This window comes from Paraburkholderia sp. BCC1885, assembly GCF_900996235.1.
Taxonomy (GTDB): Bacteria; Pseudomonadota; Gammaproteobacteria; order Burkholderiales; family Burkholderiaceae; genus Paraburkholderia.
This window is the reverse complement of record NZ_CAAJGM010000055.1, coordinates 84,856-103,043: the sequence shown is the minus strand read 5'-3', so window position 1 is coordinate 103,043 and position 18,188 is coordinate 84,856. Positions and strand designations below refer to the sequence as shown.

The window sequence follows — 18,188 nt, the reverse complement described above, 5'->3', positions numbered from 1 at the left end:
GAGCGAGGCGGCCTGTGCGCAGGCCGCGTGGAGCAGGGATAAAGTCATGCCCGATTATAAGGTGTTCGGGGCGGTTGGCTGAAAAGCGCGCTTCGATTCGCGCGCTCAGGCACGCGCGAACGTCGGCTGCATGGCCCGTTCAATGCAATCGAGCAGATATTCGGCGGGCCGCGTGAGCTGGGCCTCGGGAGGCGAGAGCAGATAAAGCCGCAACGGCGGCGGCGCGACCGGCAGTTGGAGTTGCACGAACGAGCGTCCGAGCTCCGTCTCGGTCAGCGAGTGACGGGTCCACGCGAACACTGCATCGAGGTTCTGCGTGAGACTGTAAAACAGCGCATACGAGGTGCAGCGCGTAATCACTCTGGGCGGCGGCAAGCCGGCCTGTTCGTGGATCTCGCGGATAAAGGCAGGGTAATTGTCCGTGACGTCCGTATGGATCCACTCCGCGTTTTGCAGCGCCGCGAGCGAATCGGCCTGTGCATAGATGCTGCTCGCGCGGGTCACGAAGACGGTCTCGAACGACGACATTTCGCGGATGCCGCCGGTGTCCGAGAGCGGCCTCGCAAACGCCGCAAATGCGAGATCCAGAGTCCGGTTGCGTAATTGTTCGTTCAACTGGTTAAAGCCCAGTTCGCGCAATTCCAGGGTGACGAGCGGCCAGTGCTGGCGAAACTCGACCAGCGCCTCGGTCAGCCCCGTAGTACCCACAATCGGCGTGATGCCGACCACCAGATTGCCGTCGCGCAGCCCCTTCAGATGCGCCATGTCCTCTTCGGCGCGTTCCATTTCCCGCACGACTGTCCGCGCCCGGCTGACCAGCGCCGCGCCTTCCGCCGTCGGAACCACGCCCCATGGATTGCGCTCGAGCAGACGCACGCCGAACTCGGTTTCAAGTTCGCGGATGGCTTTGGTGATGGCGGGTTGAGTCACGTATAGCGACTTGGCGGCGCCGTTGATGCTGCCAGTCGAGGCGACCGCGACCAACGCGCGCAGATGGTGAATTTTCATGATGCGGAATATAGCACTGCTGGTTATGCGCATCAAAATTTGTGCGTTTTTGTTTTTAGTTTCGCTCTTTACGCTTGATCCCAACGGCTGCAGGACAGCCGCATACAGCGGGCGCGGTAGCGGCACCCGTCGTGTCGTGCTCGTACATCAGGCTTGGACGGAGCAAAAAATGACGCAGGCATTTACCCGATTACTCGCAGAACTGCGCGAGTCCGAAGACGAATTCATTTCCATTCGCCACGACATCCACGCGCACCCGGAACTGGGCTTCGCGGAAACGCGCACGGCGGACCTCGTGGCGCGCAAGCTGGCCGAGTGGGGTTATGACGTGACGACCGGGGTCGGCGGCACAGGCGTGGTCGGCCAGTTGCGGCGCGGCAACCCGACTCGCAGTGTCGGACTGCGCGCCGATATGGATGCGCTACCGATCCAGGAGGCCACCGCGCTGCCCTACGCCAGCACGGTCGCGCAGACCATGCATGCCTGCGGTCATGACGGTCACACGGCGATCCTGCTGGCGGCGGCCCACCGGCTTGCCACGCGCGGCCGCTTCGACGGCACCTTGAACCTGATTTTCCAGCCGGCCGAAGAAGGCCTGGGCGGCGCGACGCGCATGATCGAAGATGGCCTCTTCAGGCGCTTTCCATGCGACATGGTGTTCGCCTTGCATAACGCGCCGGGGCAGCCGGTCGGTCATTTCGCGCTGCGCCATGGCTGCATGATGGCCTCGTCCGATTCCGTCACCATTACCGTGACGGGCAAGGGTACGCATGGCGCCATGCCGCAACTCGGCTGCGACCCGATCGTAGCCGCAGCCAACATCGTGCTGGCGCTGCAGTCGATCGTCTCGCGCAACCTCGAGCCGACCCGCGCCGCCGTGGTTACGGTCGGCGCGCTCCATGCCGGCACGGCGCCCAACGTGATCCCCGAGCAGGCCACGCTGCAACTCTCAGTACGCGCGCTGGATGCCGAGACGCGTGACATGGTCGAGGCGCGCATTCGCAGCATTGCCGATCTGCAGGCGCGAACCTACGGTGCCACGGCTCACGTCGACTACCGGCAGATCTCCCGCCCACTTCTCAACGACCGCGGCGCCGCCGAGCTGGCCATTTCGACCATCGCCGCGCTGGCCGGACCGGACGCGCTGACGCTACTGCCTGACGCCGTCATGGGCAGCGAAGATTTTTCGTGGATGAGCGAAGTCGTGCCGGGCTGCTACGTGATGCTCGGCAACGGCGTCGATTCGCGGGGCGGCTGCGCGGTCCATAACCCGCATTACGACTTCAATGACGAGGCGCTGAGCTGGGGCGCCGCCTATTTCGTCGCACTCGTGGAGCGCTATCTGCACGCGGGGTGACGCGATGTTTCGGTCCGGCATGGTGCCGGACCTTGCAAGAGGAGGGAGGGAGACCATGAAAAAACGTATAGCGATGAGCGCGGCGCTGCTGACGCTCGGGACCGGCTCGGCGCAGGCCGAGTCGTATCAGAGCACTTTGCTGTCGGCGGTGCCGGAGTTCAACGGCAAATTGCTGAACGGCGTCGCGCTGTATGGCTCGGTGGATATGGGCGTCAACTACCAGAGCGCCGGCGGCAGGTCGCTCTGGCAAACCCAGAGCGGCGGCGAATGGACCTCGAAGTTCGGCATGTTCGGGCGCGAGGACCTCGGCGGCGGGTGGCGTGCCGAGTTCAATCTGGAAAGCGGCTTTCTCGCCAACAACGGCGCGACGCAATCCAGCACCGCATTCTTCAATCGGCAGTCGTGGGTCGGAATCGGTTCGCCGGTCTATGGACGCTTGCGTTTCGGCGAGCAGATCGGCACGGGGCTGCCGCTTTTCATCGACGTGTTCGGCACGGTGGGCACCAATTCGGTGTACACGTGGCTCGGCACCGCCGTCGTGCAGACAGCCAAAGGCATCGGCTACAACAGCGATCTCGGACCGGGCGCGACGCAACTTCCCGCGCGCGTCAGCAATGCGATCACCTATCTCTCGCCGACCTACGCGGGCTTGAGCACCGAGCTGATGTACGCGCCCAGCAACGTCGCGGGGCGCTCGCCCACAGCCTCGGCGCAAGGCGCCTTGCTGCAGTGGTACAACGGCACGGCCTACGTGTCCGGCAGCTACAACCAGGTGTGGGGACAAAACGGCATGAGTACCGTGCGCAACGACCTGTATGGCATCGGCGCGGTCTACGACACGGGCAAGGTGGTGCTTTCCGCGGCCTTCAATCAATATGCGCCGCGGCTCGCGGGCGACGGCATCGCGCGGGTCTATACGCTCGGCACCATCGTGCCGGTTGGACACCACGCGTTGCGCGCCTCGGTGGTGTATCGCGATACATCGGGCGTGCGCGATGCGCAGGACAACCCCGGCAAAGACTCGGCGCTAGGCGTGATGCTCGGCTACGACTACACGCTCTCGAAGCGCACGGGCCTTTACGCGCGGGCGGGATTCATCCGCAACTACGGCATTTCAACGGTACTCCGGAACAATAACCCGCTGCCGACGCAGCCAGACAGCACCGTGCCGCAAACCGGTATGACGCCGGTCACGGCTTCGGTGGGCATGTATCACAACTTCTGACTGTGGAGAGCGTAAAACTGCCATGACTGCCATGAACGCCATCAACCAGACAGCAGGCGCCGCGGCGCCTGCTGCCAGTGAAGCCGCCCGGCGCACGACGCGCCGGACCATTCTCGCCACCGCGCTCGGCAACGGGCTGGAGTTTTTCGACTTTACGGTCTTCAGCTTTTTTGCGGCGCTGATCGGCAAGCTGTTTTTTCCGGTCGGCTCCGAGGTGGGCGCGCTGATGCTGTCGCTCGCCACCTTCGGTGTTGGCTTCGTCGCACGGCCGCTTGGCAGTATCGTGATCGGCGCCTACGCGGATCGGGCGGGACGCAAACCGGCGCTGGTCCTGACCGTGTCGTTGATGGCGCTCGGCACCGGCACCATTGGGCTCGCGCCGACTTACGCGACGATCGGCCTCGCGGCGCCGCTGCTGATCGTGGCGGGCCGCTTGCTGCAAGGATTCTCGGCGGGCGGCGAGGTAGGCGCGGCGACGGCTCTGCTGATGGAATCGGGAGGCGCCGGCCGGCGCGGCGCGTTGGTGAGCTGGCAGATGACCAGCCAGGGTGGTGCGGCGCTGGCCGGAGCGTTGGTGGCCGCGACGCTGTCCGGGACACTGTCGCATGAAGCATTGTTGGCATGGGGATGGCGTGTGCCGTTCCTCGCCGGCATGTTGATCGGCCCGGTGGGCTTTTATTTGCGCCGTCACCTCGACGATACTTTGCCGGCGGCGCAGTTGGAGCATGAAGCGCATCAGGCCCGCGAGGCTCGTGAGACGCATCAGGCTGCGCCAGCCGTGAAGTGCCGCCAACGTATGCCCATGCGGCAGATCGTGGCGGGCACGATGCTGGTGATCGGCGGCACCTCGACCATGTACACCATCGTGTTCTTCCTGCCGTCTTTTCTCACGCTGACGCTCGGCATGCCTGCGGCCGTGTCGCTGCTGGCCGGTTGTACCGCAGGCCTCGTGCTGCTGGTGGGCTCGCCGTTCGCCGGGCGTCTCATCGACCGTGTGCCGCGTCGCAAGACGCTGCTCTACGCGGTGTCGATCGTGTCGTTGAGCGTGCTATTGCCGGCGTTTTATGCCATCCGCACGTGGCCGTCCATCTATACCGTCATGGCGGTGGTGTGCGTGCTGATCGGTCTGATGACACTCTCCAGTCCCGCAGCGTTTGTGCTGATTCTCGAAGCGCTGCGGCCGGAGATTCGCGCTACCTCGCTCGGTGTGATCTACGCATTCGGCGTGACCGTGTTCGGCGGTTTCGCACAGTTGATCGTGAGCGGCCTATGGCGCATGTCCGGCAGTTTCTATGCGCCCGCATGGTATGTGCTGGCTTGCGGTCTGGTAAGCCTTGCGGGGTTACTGCTTTTTAGGGAGACCGACCACGTTATTGCCTAAACCGGCGAACGGGCGGCGGCTTCGCGAATTATTACGGAGTGAAAGATGCCAGTCACGCTGATGATGATTTGTCCGCTGGGATTGCCGCATGGTTCGGCTTCGCCCGGATCGACGATCCGCTCACCGGACGGCTCAAACGCTAGTTGTGGGTGGGCCGCGCGCCAAGCCGCGACGGGGTCATACGGCCCGCTCGGCCCGGTTGCGAGCCTGCCGGTTGTCGTACTGTCTAGTGTCTGTTCGACAATCGGCTCTTGCACTGTCATGCCCACTCGCGGCAGGATGCGGGATTCTCCACCCGATTGCGACGTCATTCCTGCATGCAAGCATCCCTGGAAAAACTAGCTTCACGTTTCGGCCTCTTGAAAGGCATCCTGCCGTTGCATCGCGCCGCTGCGCTGCGCGATGTCTTTGCCGGCATCACGCTGGCGTCGATGGATATTCCACAGGTACTCGGTTACGCGCGCATCGCCGGCATGCCTGCGGTGACCGGTCTGTACACGGTGTTTCTGCCGCTGCTGGCGTTTGCGTTCTTTGGTGCGTCGCGTCACCTGGTGGTGGCTGCGGACTCCGCGACGGCCACCATTTTCGCCAGCCAACTCTCCAAAATGGCGCCTGTTGCCAGCGGCGAATACGTCGCACTCGCCGGCGTGGTCGCCTTGCTGACCGCGATTCTGCTGCTGGTGGCGCGCGTGTTCAAGCTCGGTTTTCTCGCCGATTTTTTATCGCGCACCGTGCTGGTCGGTTTTCTCGCGGGTGTGGGGGTGCAGGTCGGCATTGCGATGCTCGGCGACATGCTCGGCATCGCCGTGTCCTCGCCGCGTAGCGTCGGGCAGTTGGCGCAGGTGGTGAGCCATCTAAGGCAAATCAATCTTCCCACGCTCGCCATTTCATTGATCGTCGTACTGAGCATTCTCGCCGCGAAACGCTTTCTGCCGCGCTTGCCGGTGCCGTTGCTGGCGGTGGTGGGCGGCATCGCCGCCAGCGACCTTTACCGGTTTTCCGCGCACGGCGTGGCGATTCTCGGCCCCGTCGCCGGCGGACTGCCGCCCTTGCGCCTGCCTTTCGCGCATTGGCGCGAGATTCTCGATCTGGTGCCGGTGGCCGCATCGTGCTTCGTGATGATCGTCGCGCAGAGCGCGGCCGCCGGACGCGTGTTCGCGCAGCGCTATCACGAGGAAGTCGATCTGAACGCCGACATTCTCGGTCTCGCCGCCGCCAATGCGGTGGCGTCGATCTCGGGGGCATTCGTCGTCAACGGCAGTCCGACCCAGACCGCGATGGCCGACCGCGCCGGTTCGCGCAGCCAGTTGGCGCAAGTGGCGTTTGCGGGTGTGGTGGTCGTGGTGCTGCTGTTTTTCAGTCGCTATCTGCAGTATCTGCCGCATTGCGTGCTGTCCGGCATCGTGTTCACCATCGCGATCGGGCTGATCAATGTGCCAAGCCTGCAGGCGATCCGGCGCGAGACGCCGGGCGAATTTACGCTGGCGGTGTTTACCGCGGTAGCGGTGGTGGTGTTGGGTGTCGAGCATGGCATTCTGACTGCCGTGGCGCTGTCGCTGCTGCGTCACGTGCGCCACAGCTATCGGCCGCATACCATGATGCTGGCGCCGGGGCCCGACGGACGCTGGCAACCGGTGCCAGCGCAACCCGGCAAGGAGACCGCACCGGGGCTGATCGTCTATCGCTTTGGCGCCGACCTGTTCTATGCCAATGATCACTTCTTTGTCGAAGACGTGCAGCAGTTGATTGCTCAGGCGCCGGACAAGGTGCGCACGTTCGTCGTCGACGCGAGCGCGATCACGGATCTCGACTATTCGGCGGCGCGTTCGCTGACCGATCTGCTCGAAACGTTGCGGCAACAGCACGTCACGGTGGTGTTCGCGCGGGTGAATCGTTATCTGCGATCGGACATGGACCGGCATGGCATCACCGAGGTCGTCAAGGCTTCGTGCATCTTCAGTACCCTGCATGAAGCTCTGGCGGCGGCGGGAGTGGCGGCGGATCCGCAAACTCAAGGCGTGCTGTAGCCGCGAGCGCGGCACGGGCCGGCGTGTTTTCTATCCGGCTTCCGGCGATGCCTCGGGCGTGTGGTGGTTGCCGTTGCGGTTGCCTTTGCAGTTGCCGGCCATATTGTCGCCCTTCCTATTTGACGAAATCGTCAGGGACTTCGGTCACGCGGCGCTGTGAGATGTGGTTCACCCACTCCGTGCCGCTCACGTTGCTTTTGACTACCGACGGTGAGGCGACTGTCGCGCCAGGCGGGCGTGCCTCGGTTGGCATCGTGACGGACGCGTATTCGTCGCTGCCGAGTCGCGCTGGCGCGAACGGCGAGTAGCCGCCCGCCGTCGACGGGCGAGCCAACGGCCGACGATGGGCAGCCAACGATGCCACCCGATGTGCTTCAGTGGACGCGGCCGCTGTCCGGCCATGCCGCGTCACCTTGAGAGTTTGCGAACCTGCTGGGTGGTGCTTGCGATGCACGCTATGACCCGTCTGCGTCATGTGTGAGTGCGTGTGGCGCGTGACATCCAGACCCGGCAAGCCGGGAAGCGGCGGAAGGAGTGGTATCGGCTCCTCGTGACCGGCGTCAGCCGGCGCTGTACTCGCGGACAGGTCGGGGGCGGCCAACGTATGCTGCGCCGTTTCGACGCGAGGTGGCGCGGTGCGCTGCTGAAGATAGCCGACCGCCGTCCAGGCGAGAATCGCGGCGCCGCCCAGCACACAGGCTCCGGCAATGTATCCACCTCGCGCGATGCCGCCGCCTCGGGACAGTTTTGATTCACCCGCCGTCGCGGATGGCGCCTGCGCGGACCCAGACCGACTCTCGCCAGCCGGCATGGCGACGGGTGCAAGCTGCTCGACCCCGCGCACAGCTGGTTGCCCCGGCCAGGTGGACGACCAATGGCACATCGACCACATGGTTTCATCGTGCAGGCAAAACGTTCGCAGCAGCGCGCTGAGATCGGCCCGCATGCCGCCGTCGGGCGCAAGCAAGGACCATTCGGCACCGAATGGAGGCGGGAAGGAACCCGCTGCGGCAGACCGCGGCTGACTGATACTGCCTTCGATTCGTACGAAAGGGCTGATCGTTGACATAAGGTTCAAGCGCATATTCAACAGCGAGTGCCGGCCCGATGCGCCTCAGCGGCCGTCGAAGTGCTGTTCAAAAAAGACGCCCGCCGGAGGCGGGCGCACTCATGAGCTACGACCCAGGGAGGTCGAAGCGCGCGGGGAAACCTCAAAGGACAGTACGATTTGAGTGTAATGGAATTTTGAGAAAAATCGGAAAAAATCTTATAAAAAATCGTGAATAAAAAATTTGAGATGTCAGAATTTCATAAGCCTAAATTATTTATATAATTGTTTCTATAAGGTTAAAAAAGAATGCATCCCGGTGATCTAAGTTAATATTTATTAAATAAAGATAATATGACTTATAAAATTATTTGACTGACGGATTGGATGGATCTGTTTCATGCGCGTCTTGATATTTACGTTTTACTTTCTATTTTATTTCAATTTCCATAAAAGCCGACGAGCGCTGACTTTTTCTAAGCTATTCATCGCGAAATCTGAAACAAAATGTCCTGATTAAGGTAATCAATTATCCTGCTTTTGACATCCCGTTATGGAAGCTAAATTGCGATTCCGATCTTCCCTGCGGATTAAAAATTGCGTATCGTACTTTCCTTGCCGTTCCTGTAGTCAATCAAAAGTTTGCGGTTCCAGGAGATCGTCAATGAAAACGCCCACGCGCGATACGAAAGTCTTTAGATCCGTTATCACCAGCGGTGCTCAATTCGAGGAGTACGTTAACGGCATCGGCCGGCCGCGCTTTGCCGTCAGTTGCGGCGGCGACGATTCGGGCGGCGCGCAGGCCAATCCCGACGAATGGCTGTTCGCCAACGATATCGATAGCCTGATGCGGGCCTTTCTGGACTGGGACGCCCGCGGCATTCGCATGGAGTACGGCCAGACGGCTGGCGAAGACGCGGACCTCGTCGCAAGCTGGAGCGTGGTGGGACTGCCGAATCACTTTAACGACGCGACGTCGAACCTGAATAGCGGTCTGCTCGGAGTGATGTGCAAGGCGATGGGGCAGGATGGGGCGCGCACGGCGTTCCTCGAGTCTCTGTTCAGCGACGCATGGGCCTACGATTTCGTTGCGCTGCGTTCGAGCCGCTACGACAGCTTTATCGAAGAGTGGAAGGCGGACGATGACAAGAATGCCCGGCCCGAACACTATCGGGCGCAGAAGCATTTCGGGGTGATCGTGGATGCCGGCGGTCTGGGCGTCGCCAATCGGCCGCTGCAGTACTGGGTGTACATCGGCGTGGCAAGTGGCAGCCTGACGGCTCAACAGCTCAATGATTCCGGATTCAGCTGCGAGGGGCTGATCGGCCAGGCGTGCGTGATCAATGGACTCGGCGAGGTCGAACGGGTGGGCAATTATCGCGTCACGGAGCGTGATGCCGCCTAGTGCGGGCGCGGCGGGCCGGTTATGAAGCATCGCCGTGATGCGTGACCCGGCGCGTTAGCCAGGGGCACGCGGCGGCGCAGGCGTGGTGGCCGCTGCGCCCGCACCTGGCGCCACCGTACCTCGCAATCAACGGTACAGCTAACGATCCCGATCGTCGGTCTGGTCGATCTGGTCTGTCTCGTCAGGCAAGGGCTCAAAAATCCGCGTATGTCCCGCCCAGAAACAAAGGGCGGCCACCGTGGCGCACAACGCCGCCACCGTATAGGCGAGCGGTTTGCCGTGCCAAAGACCGTCAAACCATTGATGAAGCCCGGCCATCGCCACTTCCGCGTTGCCGCCGATCCGTTGCAGTTCGAGGGTGTAACGCGGATCGTTGCTGACGCCGTAGATCAGTTCCGCGCGGTCTTTTTCTGGCGCCATGGCATAGATGACGACGGCGCCTGCGAGTCCCAGCACGAGAATGACGATGCTCGCCAGATACAGCCGAATCTGCCATGACGAGTAGCGTGCCTGTCTGTCCTGACTGCTCATGCGGTTTCCCGTTGCCTTGCGCCGATGCGAGACCGTCACAGTAGCGCAAAGCGGCGCCGCGCGGATGCTGCAAAAGCCGTCTAGCTGCGCGAGGTCAGCAGCTTGATGCCGGCCACGCTGAACACGATCGCCAGCGAGCCATCCAGCCAGCGGCGGATCGAGCCGTAGACGCGGCGCGCGGTTTCGGTCGAAAACAGCACGGCATAGCTGCTGAACACGAATACGCCGATCCCCATGCAGCCGAGCACGACCGGCGCGGTATGCGCAGCGCCACCGGTAGCCGGCACGGCCAGCGAGACAATCGAGAGCCAGACGAGGATCGCCTTGGGATTGGTGAGATGCAGCAGCAGGCCGCGCACGTACAGCCGTCGCGACGAGTCGGGCGCGCGCATTGTGCTGGCGGGCGGCATCTGCGGGGTGAGCGCCGAGCGGGCCGATTTCCACGCCAGCCACAGCAGGTAAAGGCCGCCCACCACGCGGATGGCCACCAGCAACTGCGAATAGGTGGCGAGTAGGGCGGACAGGCCGAGAGTCGCCAGCAGCGCCCACGAGAATGAACCGGACATGACGCCGAGCGCGAAGGCGAACGCCGCCTTTCTGCCCGAACCCATGGCGAGGGACATGATGGCGAGATTGCTCGGGCCGGGGCTCGCCGTGCCGATGAAATAGGCGGTGTAGGCGAGCAGGACGTTGGCCGACAGGAAGGCGCTGGCAGTCATGGAACGGGTTTCCAGGAGCGGGTTAGGGGCGGTGCTGCCGGTGACACGTGGCGGTTGGTGGCTAAGACCAACCTGAAGGCACCAATCTGAAGGTACCCATCTTCACGCAGCCGGACGGAATGCACGTCCATTCTGCATCAGGGCGTGGCCGGCTTCACAGAGACAGTTGGCGTCCGGCCGAGCATGACAATCCCAGAAGCGCCCACAAACGCCCGCTTGATTCATCAATTTTCGCGTTACTCACACCAAAAAATTATCGCTATTCAACAAATTCAGGAATGTCTAAACTGGTCCGCCAGGCATTATTTTTCTGTTCAACTTCCGGGTCTTGATCACCATGAGCACAACCGAAGCTGTTTTGCCGCCGTTCCATCTGGCGTTTCCCGTTCATAGCCTCGCTGCCGCCCGCGAGTTTTATGGCGATTTGCTCGGCTGCCCGGAGGGCCGCAGTTCCGACGAATGGGTCGACTTCAATTTCCACGGCCATCAGATCGTCGCGCATCTGGCGCCCGAAGAGGCCGGGCATCGGCAAACCAGTGCGGTCGATGGCGACGCGGTGCCGGTGCGCCACTTCGGCGTGGTGTTGCCAATGGAGCAATGGCAGGCCGCTGCCGACAGACTGCAAAGCGCCGGCATCAGCTTCATCATCGAGCCGCATGTGCGCTTCAAGGGCGAAGTGGGCGAGCAGGCGACGATGTTCTTTCTCGATCCGTCGGGCAACGCCCTGGAGTTCAAGGCGTTCGCCAATCTCGCTTCGCTGTTTGCGAAGTAAATCGCAAATGAGCGGGAAATAAGCCGTCTACCGGTTGACCAGCCGGGCGGGGATGCAGGCAAGAATCAGCACGGCGGATAGCGTCAAGGTCCCCGCCACGACGAACAATCCCGACGACAGCGTGTGCGTGTGGGTTTTCAGCCAGCCGATCACCGCCGGGCTGATAAACCCCGCCAGATTGCCCGTGCAGTTGATCAGCGCGATCCCGGCCGCCGCGCCGGTGCCGCCGAGAAACGCGGTGGGCAGCGCCCAGAACATCGGCAAGGCGGTGACCACGCCCGCCGCGGCGAGCGTGAGGCCGAGCATCGACAGCGCGGAACTGTCGCCGTTTAGCGCGCACACGCAAAAGCCGCTCGCGGCGACCAGCGCGGGCAGCACGATATGCCAGCGGCGCTCGCGCGTGCGGTCGGCGTGGCGGCCCGTGGCGATCATCGCAACCAGCGCCACGGAGTAGGGGATCGTCGTGAGCAGGCCGATCGTCAGCGGATCGCTCACTCCAGTGCCGCGAATGATGGTGGGCTGCCAGAAACCGATTGCGTAAGACCCCATCACCACGCCAAACAGCACGAGACACAGCAGCCACACCCGCGCCGAGACGAATACGGCGCGCACCGAGCCGTGAGTGCGCACGGCGGCGTCGGCGTCGATTTCGTGCTGGATCTGGCTTTTTTCCGCGGCGCTGAGCCAGCCGGCGTCGGCGACGCGATCGTCGAGATAGCAGTAGATCATGATGCCGAGCACGATCGAAGGCAGCGCCTCGACCACAAACAGCCACTGCCAGCCGTCGAGTCCCCAGACGCCGTGCAGCGCGTGCATGAGGTAGCCCGACAGCGGGCCGCCGACGAGTCCCGAGACGGGATTGCCGGCCATCAGCAGCGCCACCATCTTGCCGCGCCGGTGCGAGGGAAACCAGTAAGTCAGGTACAGGATCATGCCGGGAAAGAAGCCTGCCTCGGCGATGCCCAGGAAGAAACGCACCACGTAAAATTCGAGCGGCGTGCTGACCCATGCATTGGCCATGGAAAGCAGCGCCCAGCTGAGCATGATGCGGGCAATCCAGCGCCGCGCGCCGAGCTTGTGCAGCAAAAGATTGCTTGGCACTTCGAACAAAAAATAGCCGATGAAGAACAGACCCGCGCCGAGTCCATAGGCGGCTTCGCTCAGATGCAGGCTGTTGAGCATCTGCAGCTTGGCAAAACCGACGTTGACCCGGTCCAGATACGCGACCACGTAGCCGATGAACAGCAACGGCATGAAGCGCAACGCGACACGCCGGAACAAGGCGTCGGCGGGGTCGGTTGCGAGTGCGGGAGACAGCGGGGTGCGGATGAACATCAGGCCGGCCCGCTTGCTTCGTCCGCTGCCAGAGCCAGCGCGACGGCATCGGGAATTTCGAAGCCGATTTGCGCTAGCGACGCCTGCAGGTCTTCGCGCTGCGCCGCGTCGAGTTCGACGAGCGGCGGGCGCATGTTGGCCCAGCCCGGGTCGCCCGCTTGCCATGCAATGGCGGCCTTCATTGCCGCGATCATCGGAAAGCGCTGAAACACGGCGCGCGTGGTGTCGAGTTGCTGCTGCTGGCCGGTGGCGTCCGCGTCGCGCCAATGGGCGGCGAGTCGCGCGATGGCGGCGGCATTGACATTGCCGGTGGCGGTGATGCAGCCCGCGCCGCCGCCTTGCAGCGTGCGCAGCAAAAACGTCTCGCTGCCGGCAAACACGTCGAAGCCCGCCGGCTGGAATTCGCGCAACAAACCGGCGGTGTTTTGCCAGTCGCCCGAACTGTCCTTGATGCCCGCCACCACGCCGGGATAGCGTTTCAGCAGACGCGCGATCAGGCCGAAGCTGATCCCCACCTGGGCGACCGGTGGGATGTGGTACAGGTAGACACGCAAGCGCGCATCGCCTACCGCGTCGATCACCTGCGCGAAGCTGCGAAACAGGCCCTCGTCGCTCACGCCCTTGTAATAGAACGGCGGCAGCATCAGAACACCGGCGCAGCCGCTCGTCACGGCGTGGCGCGTGAGTTCGACGGTGTCTGGCAGGGCGCATGCGCCGGTGCCCGGCATCATGCGTTGCGGCGGCAAGCCGGCTTCGAGCAGTGCATCGAGCAAGGCGCGCTTTTCGTTCAGGGAGAGCGAGTTGGCTTCGGAGTTGGTGCCGAACGCGGCGAGCCCCACGCGTTGCCCGAGCAGCGCGCGGCAGTGCCGGACGAAGCGAGGCGCGGACGGCGAGCCGTCGGCGTTGAACGGCGTCAGGACGGGTGACAGCACGCCGCGCAAGGCGGGAGCGCCGGCTGGCGCCGGAATAGGGGGGCTCATGGGACGCGTCTCCTTCGATTTCCGTTTTTTGGTCAGGCCGCTTACGCAGTGCATCGAGGTATCAATGCAGTATTGCGTGAGCGCAAACGGCGAAGAAGGGCGGCGCGCTTGCTTCAAACGTTAATTATTTTTGTGTTTGGCGCGCCGTCAGATCCGCAAGAGTCATGTTCAGGCGGCATGGGCCGCTGCAACCGCCTAAGCCGGGCGGCAATAGAAGCGGGTGGCGACCGCGACGGGCCATGCGCCCGTCCGCATGCCTCACGCCTTGGGGATGGTGCCGCGTGGCTGGGCCGCCCGCAAAAAGTCAAAATCGACCCCCTGATCCGCCTGCGTGACGGTTTGCAAAAACAGCTTCAGATAGCCGCGTTCGGCGCTCGGCACGCTGACTGGACGTTCGGCTGCGCGCTGCGCCAACTCGGCGTCGCTGACCAGCAGGCTGATCTCGCGTTGCGCGACGCTCAGGCGGATCGTGTCGCCGTTGCGCACATGCGCAAGCGGGCCGCCGATCGCCGCTTCCGGCGTGACGTGCAGCACGATGGTGCCGAACGCCGTGCCGCTCATGCGGCCATCGGAGATGCGCACCATATCCTTGACGCCGGCGCGCGCGAGCTTTTTCGGAATCGGGATGTAGCCGGCCTCCGGCATTCCCGGCGCGCCCTTGGGGCCGATGTTTTTCAGCACGAGGATGTCGTCGGCGGTGACGTCGAGATCGTTGGCGTCGATGCGGCGCGCGAGGTCCTCGGCGTTTTCGAATACCACGGCGCGGCCGGTGTGTTCCATCAGTTTCGCGTCGGCGGCGGACTGCTTGATGATCGCGCCGTCCGGTGCCAGATTGCCGCGCAGCACGGCGATGCCGCCTTGCGGGTAGATCGGATTGTCGCGCGGACGCACCACGTCCTGCGCGAAACCGGGGCCGGCCGCCTCGATTTCTTCGCCGAGGGTGCGGCCGGTGACCGTCAACGCGTCGAGGTGCAGCCAGGGCTTCAGCTCGCGCAGCAAGGTGGCCATGCCGCCGGCCTTGTGGAAGTCCTCCATGTAATGCTGGCCGGACGGTTTCAGGTCGAGCAGTACGGGCGTTTCGCGGCCCATGCGGTCGAGCGCCTGCAGGTCCACGTCAAAACCGAGCCTGCCGGCGATGGCGCTCAGATGCACGATGCCATTGGTCGAGCCGCCGATGGCGAGCAGCACGCGCATCGCGTTCTCGAACGCCTTGGCGGTCAGCACCTGGTCGACGGTGAGGCGCGTATGCGCCATCTGCACGGCTTGCGTGCCGGTCAGCTCGGCGATGCGCATGCGATCCGCGGTCACGGCCGGCGGCGATGCGCCGCCCGGCACGGTCATGCCGAGCGCCTCGGCGAGACACGCCATGGTGCTCGCGGTGCCCATCACCGAGCAGGTGCCGACGCTGGCGACGAGCTGATTGTTGACCGCGGAGACTTCCTGTTCGTCGATTTCTTCGGCGCGAAAACGGCCCCAGTAACGGCGGCAATCGGTGCAGGCGCCGACCCGTTCCGCGCGATGCGAACCGGTCAGCATCGAGCCGGTGATCAGCTGGATGGCGGGAATGCCGGCCGAGGCGGCGCCCATCAACTGCGCGGGCACGGTCTTGTCGCAACCGCCGATCAGCACGACGGCATCCATCGGCTGGGCGCGGATCATCTCCTCGGTGTCGATGGACATGAGGTTGCGCAGGTACATGCTGGTCGGCTGCGAGAACGATTCGTGGATCGAGATGGTGGGGAAGTCCATCGGCAGGCCGCCCGCCAGCATGACGCCGCGTTTGACGGCTTCGATCAGTTGCGGCGCGTTGCCGTGGCAGGGGTTGTAGGCGCTGCCGGTGTCGACGATGCCGATTACCGGCCGGTCGAGCGCGGCGTCCGTGTAGCCCGCGCCCTTGATGAAGGCCTTGCGCAGAAACAGCGAGAAGCCGCTGTCGCCGTAATGGGTCAGGCCTTTGCGCAGACCCGTGGGGCTGTCGTCGGGCGGCGGGGCGGCGGGCTTGTCGGTCATGGTTTCGGCTCGTTTCTGCTGGATGGGTTGAAGGGGCGGCACATGGCGCACGCATGGCCTCACGAGCGGCATGACGCGCCGCATCGCACGCGCCAGGCTATCGCAGCTTCCAGGCCTGTAACAAGCGGGTCACGCTGTCTTCAGACACAAACATTATTGTGCTCCGGATGGGTGAAGCCTACTTTGCGCGACGGCGCGTGCTCTTGCCGGCCGGGTCGGGCTGCGCGATCGACGCGTCGGGCTCCAGGTCCATGGCGGTTTTGAGGAACGCGTGCACGAGCCGCATGCGCGCCGACGAACGGCCCCACAGCATGCCCACCACGCGCTTCGGAAAGGCGTGCGGCAACGGCCATTTGGCGAGCGCGAGCCCGGTGAAACGCGTCATGCGCCAGTCGGGCACCAGAGACACGCCGAGTCCACGATCCACCAGCACCGCGATCGCATCGAGTCCGTCCAGCTCGCAGCGCTGATGTGGCTTGATGCCGTGCTGGCGCAGATAGCCGTCGGCGAGTTGGCCGCCCACCACATTGCGGTCGTAGCGCAAAAACGGCTCGCGGCGCAGCACTTCGTGCACGTCGCTCACCGGCATTGAAGCCGGCGTGAGCAATACCAGCGGCTCTTCGCGGAACGTGTGCCAGTCGCAGCTTTTGGGTAGATCGAAGAGCGGCTGCACCAGCACCGCTGCGTCGAGATCGCCGCTCACCACCTTGCGGTACAGGTCCACCGAGGTACCCGGCTCGAGATAGATGTCCATGCCGGGATGGCGCGCCAGCAGTTCGGCGAGCACGTCGGGGATCAGGCTCGTCATCATCGTCGGGGTGCCGCCGAGGCGCAGTTCGCCGGCCAGCACGGTGGCGTCGTTCAGATCCGATTTCAGGTCGCGGATGTCGTGCAGGACCGCGCGCGCCCGCTCCAGAATCCGCTCGCCGGCCTCGGTCGTACCCACCGTGCGCCCCGAGCGGCGCACGAGTCTGGCGCCCAGTTCCTGTTCGAGCATCTTGACGCGCTGCGCCACCGCGGCAGGCGTCAGGTCGAGCCTGCGAGCAGCTTCGGCGATCGAGCCGAGCTCGACCACGTAGACAAAGCTTTGCAGATAGCGCGAGTCCATCGAATAAAACTTTTATCTTTTGAAGAAGCCAAAGGATACTGTTTTTGAGGCCTCGCGGCTATCACACTTCGTTTGTGCCCGAGTCACGCTCGACGTGGACGGCGTCTAAAAACGGAGGAGTGTAGACATGCCCAGAATCGAATCGGTGTCGGTTTGCGCGGCCGGCGTGCCGCTGGACCGCGTGACCTCGTTCGCCACCCGCACGGTATCGACGCGCCACTACGGGCTCGTGAAAATACGCTCGGGCGATGGCGTGGAAGGCATCGGCTTTTGTTATGTCGGCAGCGCGGCGGGGGAGTTGCTGCGGGTCGCCGTGGAGCAGTTGCTGGCGCCTGTGCTGATCGGTAAGGATTCCTATGCGGTAGAAGGGCTGTGGCAGGCGATGTACCAGGAGGCGTTGTTGCAGGGCCGCGCCGGCACGGTGATGCGCGCCATCAGCATTCTCGATACGGCCTTGTGGGATCTGAATGCCCGCACGCATGGCGTGCCGTTGCACAAGTACCTGGGCGCGAACGAACTGGAGACGGTGCCGGCTTACGCGAGTGGCGGCTATTACCTGGACGGCAAGACGCCCGGCATGCTCGGCGAAGAAATGGCGCATTACGTCGAGCTGGGTTTCAGGGCGGTGAAGATGAAAGGCGGCCGGCTTTCCCCGCGCGAAGAAGAGGCGCGGGTGCGGGCGGCGCGCGAAGCTGTGGGTCCGGACGTCGAACTGATGATCGACATCAACAACGGCTGGGTCGATCCCACCCAGGCCATGCAGTACGTGCGACGGATCGAGCAATACGATCCGTACTTTATCGAAGAGCCGTTTTCGCCGGACGATATCGACAATCACGCCCGTCTCGCGAAGCTGACGCGGGTGCCGATCGCAACCGGCGAAATTGGCTACGGCCGCTGGTATCACAAGGAACTGCTCGACAAGGGCGGTGCGGCGATTCTGCAAACCGATGCGCTGGTATGCGGCGGCATCACCGAATGGCGGCGCATTGCGGCGACGGCATCGAGTTACGGCGTGGTGATGTGTCCGCACTGGTTCCACGATGCCCACGCGCCGCTGGTGGCGGCGACGTCGAATGCGCGGTATGTGGAGTATTTCTGGGACGACCAGGTGCTCAACTTCCGGCGCCTGATTGACCGGCAGCTCGAACATAAAAACGGCCGCATTGTGCTGCATCAGACGCCGGGGCTCGGGTTTGGTTTTGATGAGCAGGCAGTGGCGAAGTATGGGAAGTGGAGTGAGGTTCGATAGGGGAAAATTGGCAGGGACGCCGGCCGTTGC

General features: G+C 63.6%; 15 protein-coding genes. 7 read left to right on the top strand and 8 right to left on the bottom strand.

Features of this window, described 5'->3' with window-relative positions:
* Positions 1 to 105 precede the first annotated feature (105 nt).
* A complete protein-coding gene (locus FQ755_RS04690) occupies positions 106 to 1,008 on the bottom strand; it encodes a LysR family transcriptional regulator (protein WP_144151407.1) in 903 nt (300 codons plus the stop codon).
* A gap of 169 nt (positions 1,009 to 1,177) precedes the next feature.
* Between FQ755_RS04690 and FQ755_RS04685 the strand changes: the two genes are divergently transcribed.
* From FQ755_RS04685 to FQ755_RS04670, 4 genes are all read left to right on the top strand, one after another.
* Positions 1,178 to 2,365: a M20 aminoacylase family protein gene (locus tag FQ755_RS04685; protein ID WP_144151405.1), complete on the top strand. Its 1,188-nt coding sequence runs from the start codon at positions 1,178 to 1,180 to the stop codon at positions 2,363 to 2,365.
* 55 nt (positions 2,366 to 2,420) lie between these two features.
* Positions 2,421 to 3,590: a porin gene (locus FQ755_RS04680; protein ID WP_144151403.1), complete on the top strand. Its 1,170-nt coding sequence runs from the start codon at positions 2,421 to 2,423 to the stop codon at positions 3,588 to 3,590.
* Positions 3,591 to 3,621: 31 nt separating this feature from the next.
* Positions 3,622 to 4,971 (top strand): MFS transporter, encoded by a 1,350-nt coding sequence (locus FQ755_RS04675; protein ID WP_144151549.1) that lies wholly within the window; start codon positions 3,622 to 3,624, stop codon positions 4,969 to 4,971.
* Positions 4,972 to 5,288: 317 nt separating this feature from the next.
* Positions 5,289 to 6,998: a SulP family inorganic anion transporter gene (locus tag FQ755_RS04670; protein WP_144151401.1), complete on the top strand. Its 1,710-nt coding sequence runs from the start codon at positions 5,289 to 5,291 to the stop codon at positions 6,996 to 6,998.
* A gap of 115 nt (positions 6,999 to 7,113) precedes the next feature.
* Here FQ755_RS04670 and FQ755_RS04665 read toward each other — a convergent pair whose 3' ends face one another.
* Positions 7,114 to 7,944, bottom strand: a complete 831-nt coding sequence (locus FQ755_RS04665) for a hypothetical protein (RefSeq protein ID WP_144151398.1) — start codon at positions 7,942 to 7,944, stop codon at positions 7,114 to 7,116.
* 766 nt (positions 7,945 to 8,710) lie between these two features.
* Here FQ755_RS04665 and FQ755_RS04660 point away from each other — a divergent pair.
* On the top strand, positions 8,711 to 9,451 hold the full coding sequence (locus tag FQ755_RS04660; RefSeq protein WP_144151396.1) for a hypothetical protein: 741 nt from the start codon (positions 8,711 to 8,713) through the stop codon (positions 9,449 to 9,451).
* Positions 9,452 to 9,589: 138 nt separating this feature from the next.
* Here FQ755_RS04660 and FQ755_RS04655 read toward each other — a convergent pair whose 3' ends face one another.
* A complete protein-coding gene (locus FQ755_RS04655; RefSeq protein ID WP_144151394.1) occupies positions 9,590 to 9,982 on the bottom strand; it encodes a hypothetical protein in 393 nt (130 codons plus the stop codon).
* 80 nt (positions 9,983 to 10,062) lie between these two features.
* Positions 10,063 to 10,701: a LysE family translocator gene (locus FQ755_RS04650; protein WP_144151392.1), complete on the bottom strand. Its 639-nt coding sequence runs from the start codon at positions 10,699 to 10,701 to the stop codon at positions 10,063 to 10,065.
* 337 nt (positions 10,702 to 11,038) lie between these two features.
* On the opposite strand from FQ755_RS04650, the gene FQ755_RS04645 reads away from it, so the two are divergent.
* Complete coding sequence (locus tag FQ755_RS04645) at positions 11,039 to 11,473, top strand: VOC family protein (protein ID WP_144151390.1); 435 nt, start codon at positions 11,039 to 11,041, stop codon at positions 11,471 to 11,473.
* Between the two features lie 27 nt (positions 11,474 to 11,500).
* Here the strand turns inward: FQ755_RS04645 and FQ755_RS04640 are convergent, their stop codons facing one another.
* The 4 genes from FQ755_RS04640 to FQ755_RS04625 form a co-directional block, all read right to left on the bottom strand.
* Complete coding sequence (locus FQ755_RS04640; RefSeq protein ID WP_144151388.1) at positions 11,501 to 12,808, bottom strand: MFS transporter; 1,308 nt, start codon at positions 12,806 to 12,808, stop codon at positions 11,501 to 11,503.
* Positions 12,808 to 13,788: a dihydrodipicolinate synthase family protein gene (locus FQ755_RS04635; RefSeq protein ID WP_144151386.1), complete on the bottom strand. Its 981-nt coding sequence runs from the start codon at positions 13,786 to 13,788 to the stop codon at positions 12,808 to 12,810. Before FQ755_RS04635 ends, FQ755_RS04640 begins: the two co-directional genes overlap by 1 nt.
* Positions 13,789 to 14,046: 258 nt before the next feature.
* The gene (locus tag FQ755_RS04630) at positions 14,047 to 15,798 is read right to left on the bottom strand and encodes an IlvD/Edd family dehydratase (protein WP_144151384.1); all 1,752 of its coding nucleotides are present in this window, start codon (positions 15,796 to 15,798) and stop codon (positions 14,047 to 14,049) included.
* Between the two features lie 178 nt (positions 15,799 to 15,976).
* Entirely contained in the window at positions 15,977 to 16,906 is a 930-nt protein-coding gene (locus FQ755_RS04625; protein ID WP_144151382.1) for a LysR substrate-binding domain-containing protein, read from the bottom strand.
* A 127-nt stretch (positions 16,907 to 17,033) separates the two neighbouring features.
* On the opposite strand from FQ755_RS04625, the gene FQ755_RS04620 reads away from it, so the two are divergent.
* Positions 17,034 to 18,158 (top strand): mandelate racemase/muconate lactonizing enzyme family protein, encoded by a 1,125-nt coding sequence (locus FQ755_RS04620; RefSeq protein WP_144151380.1) that lies wholly within the window; start codon positions 17,034 to 17,036, stop codon positions 18,156 to 18,158.
* Positions 18,159 to 18,188: the final 30 nt, after the last annotated feature.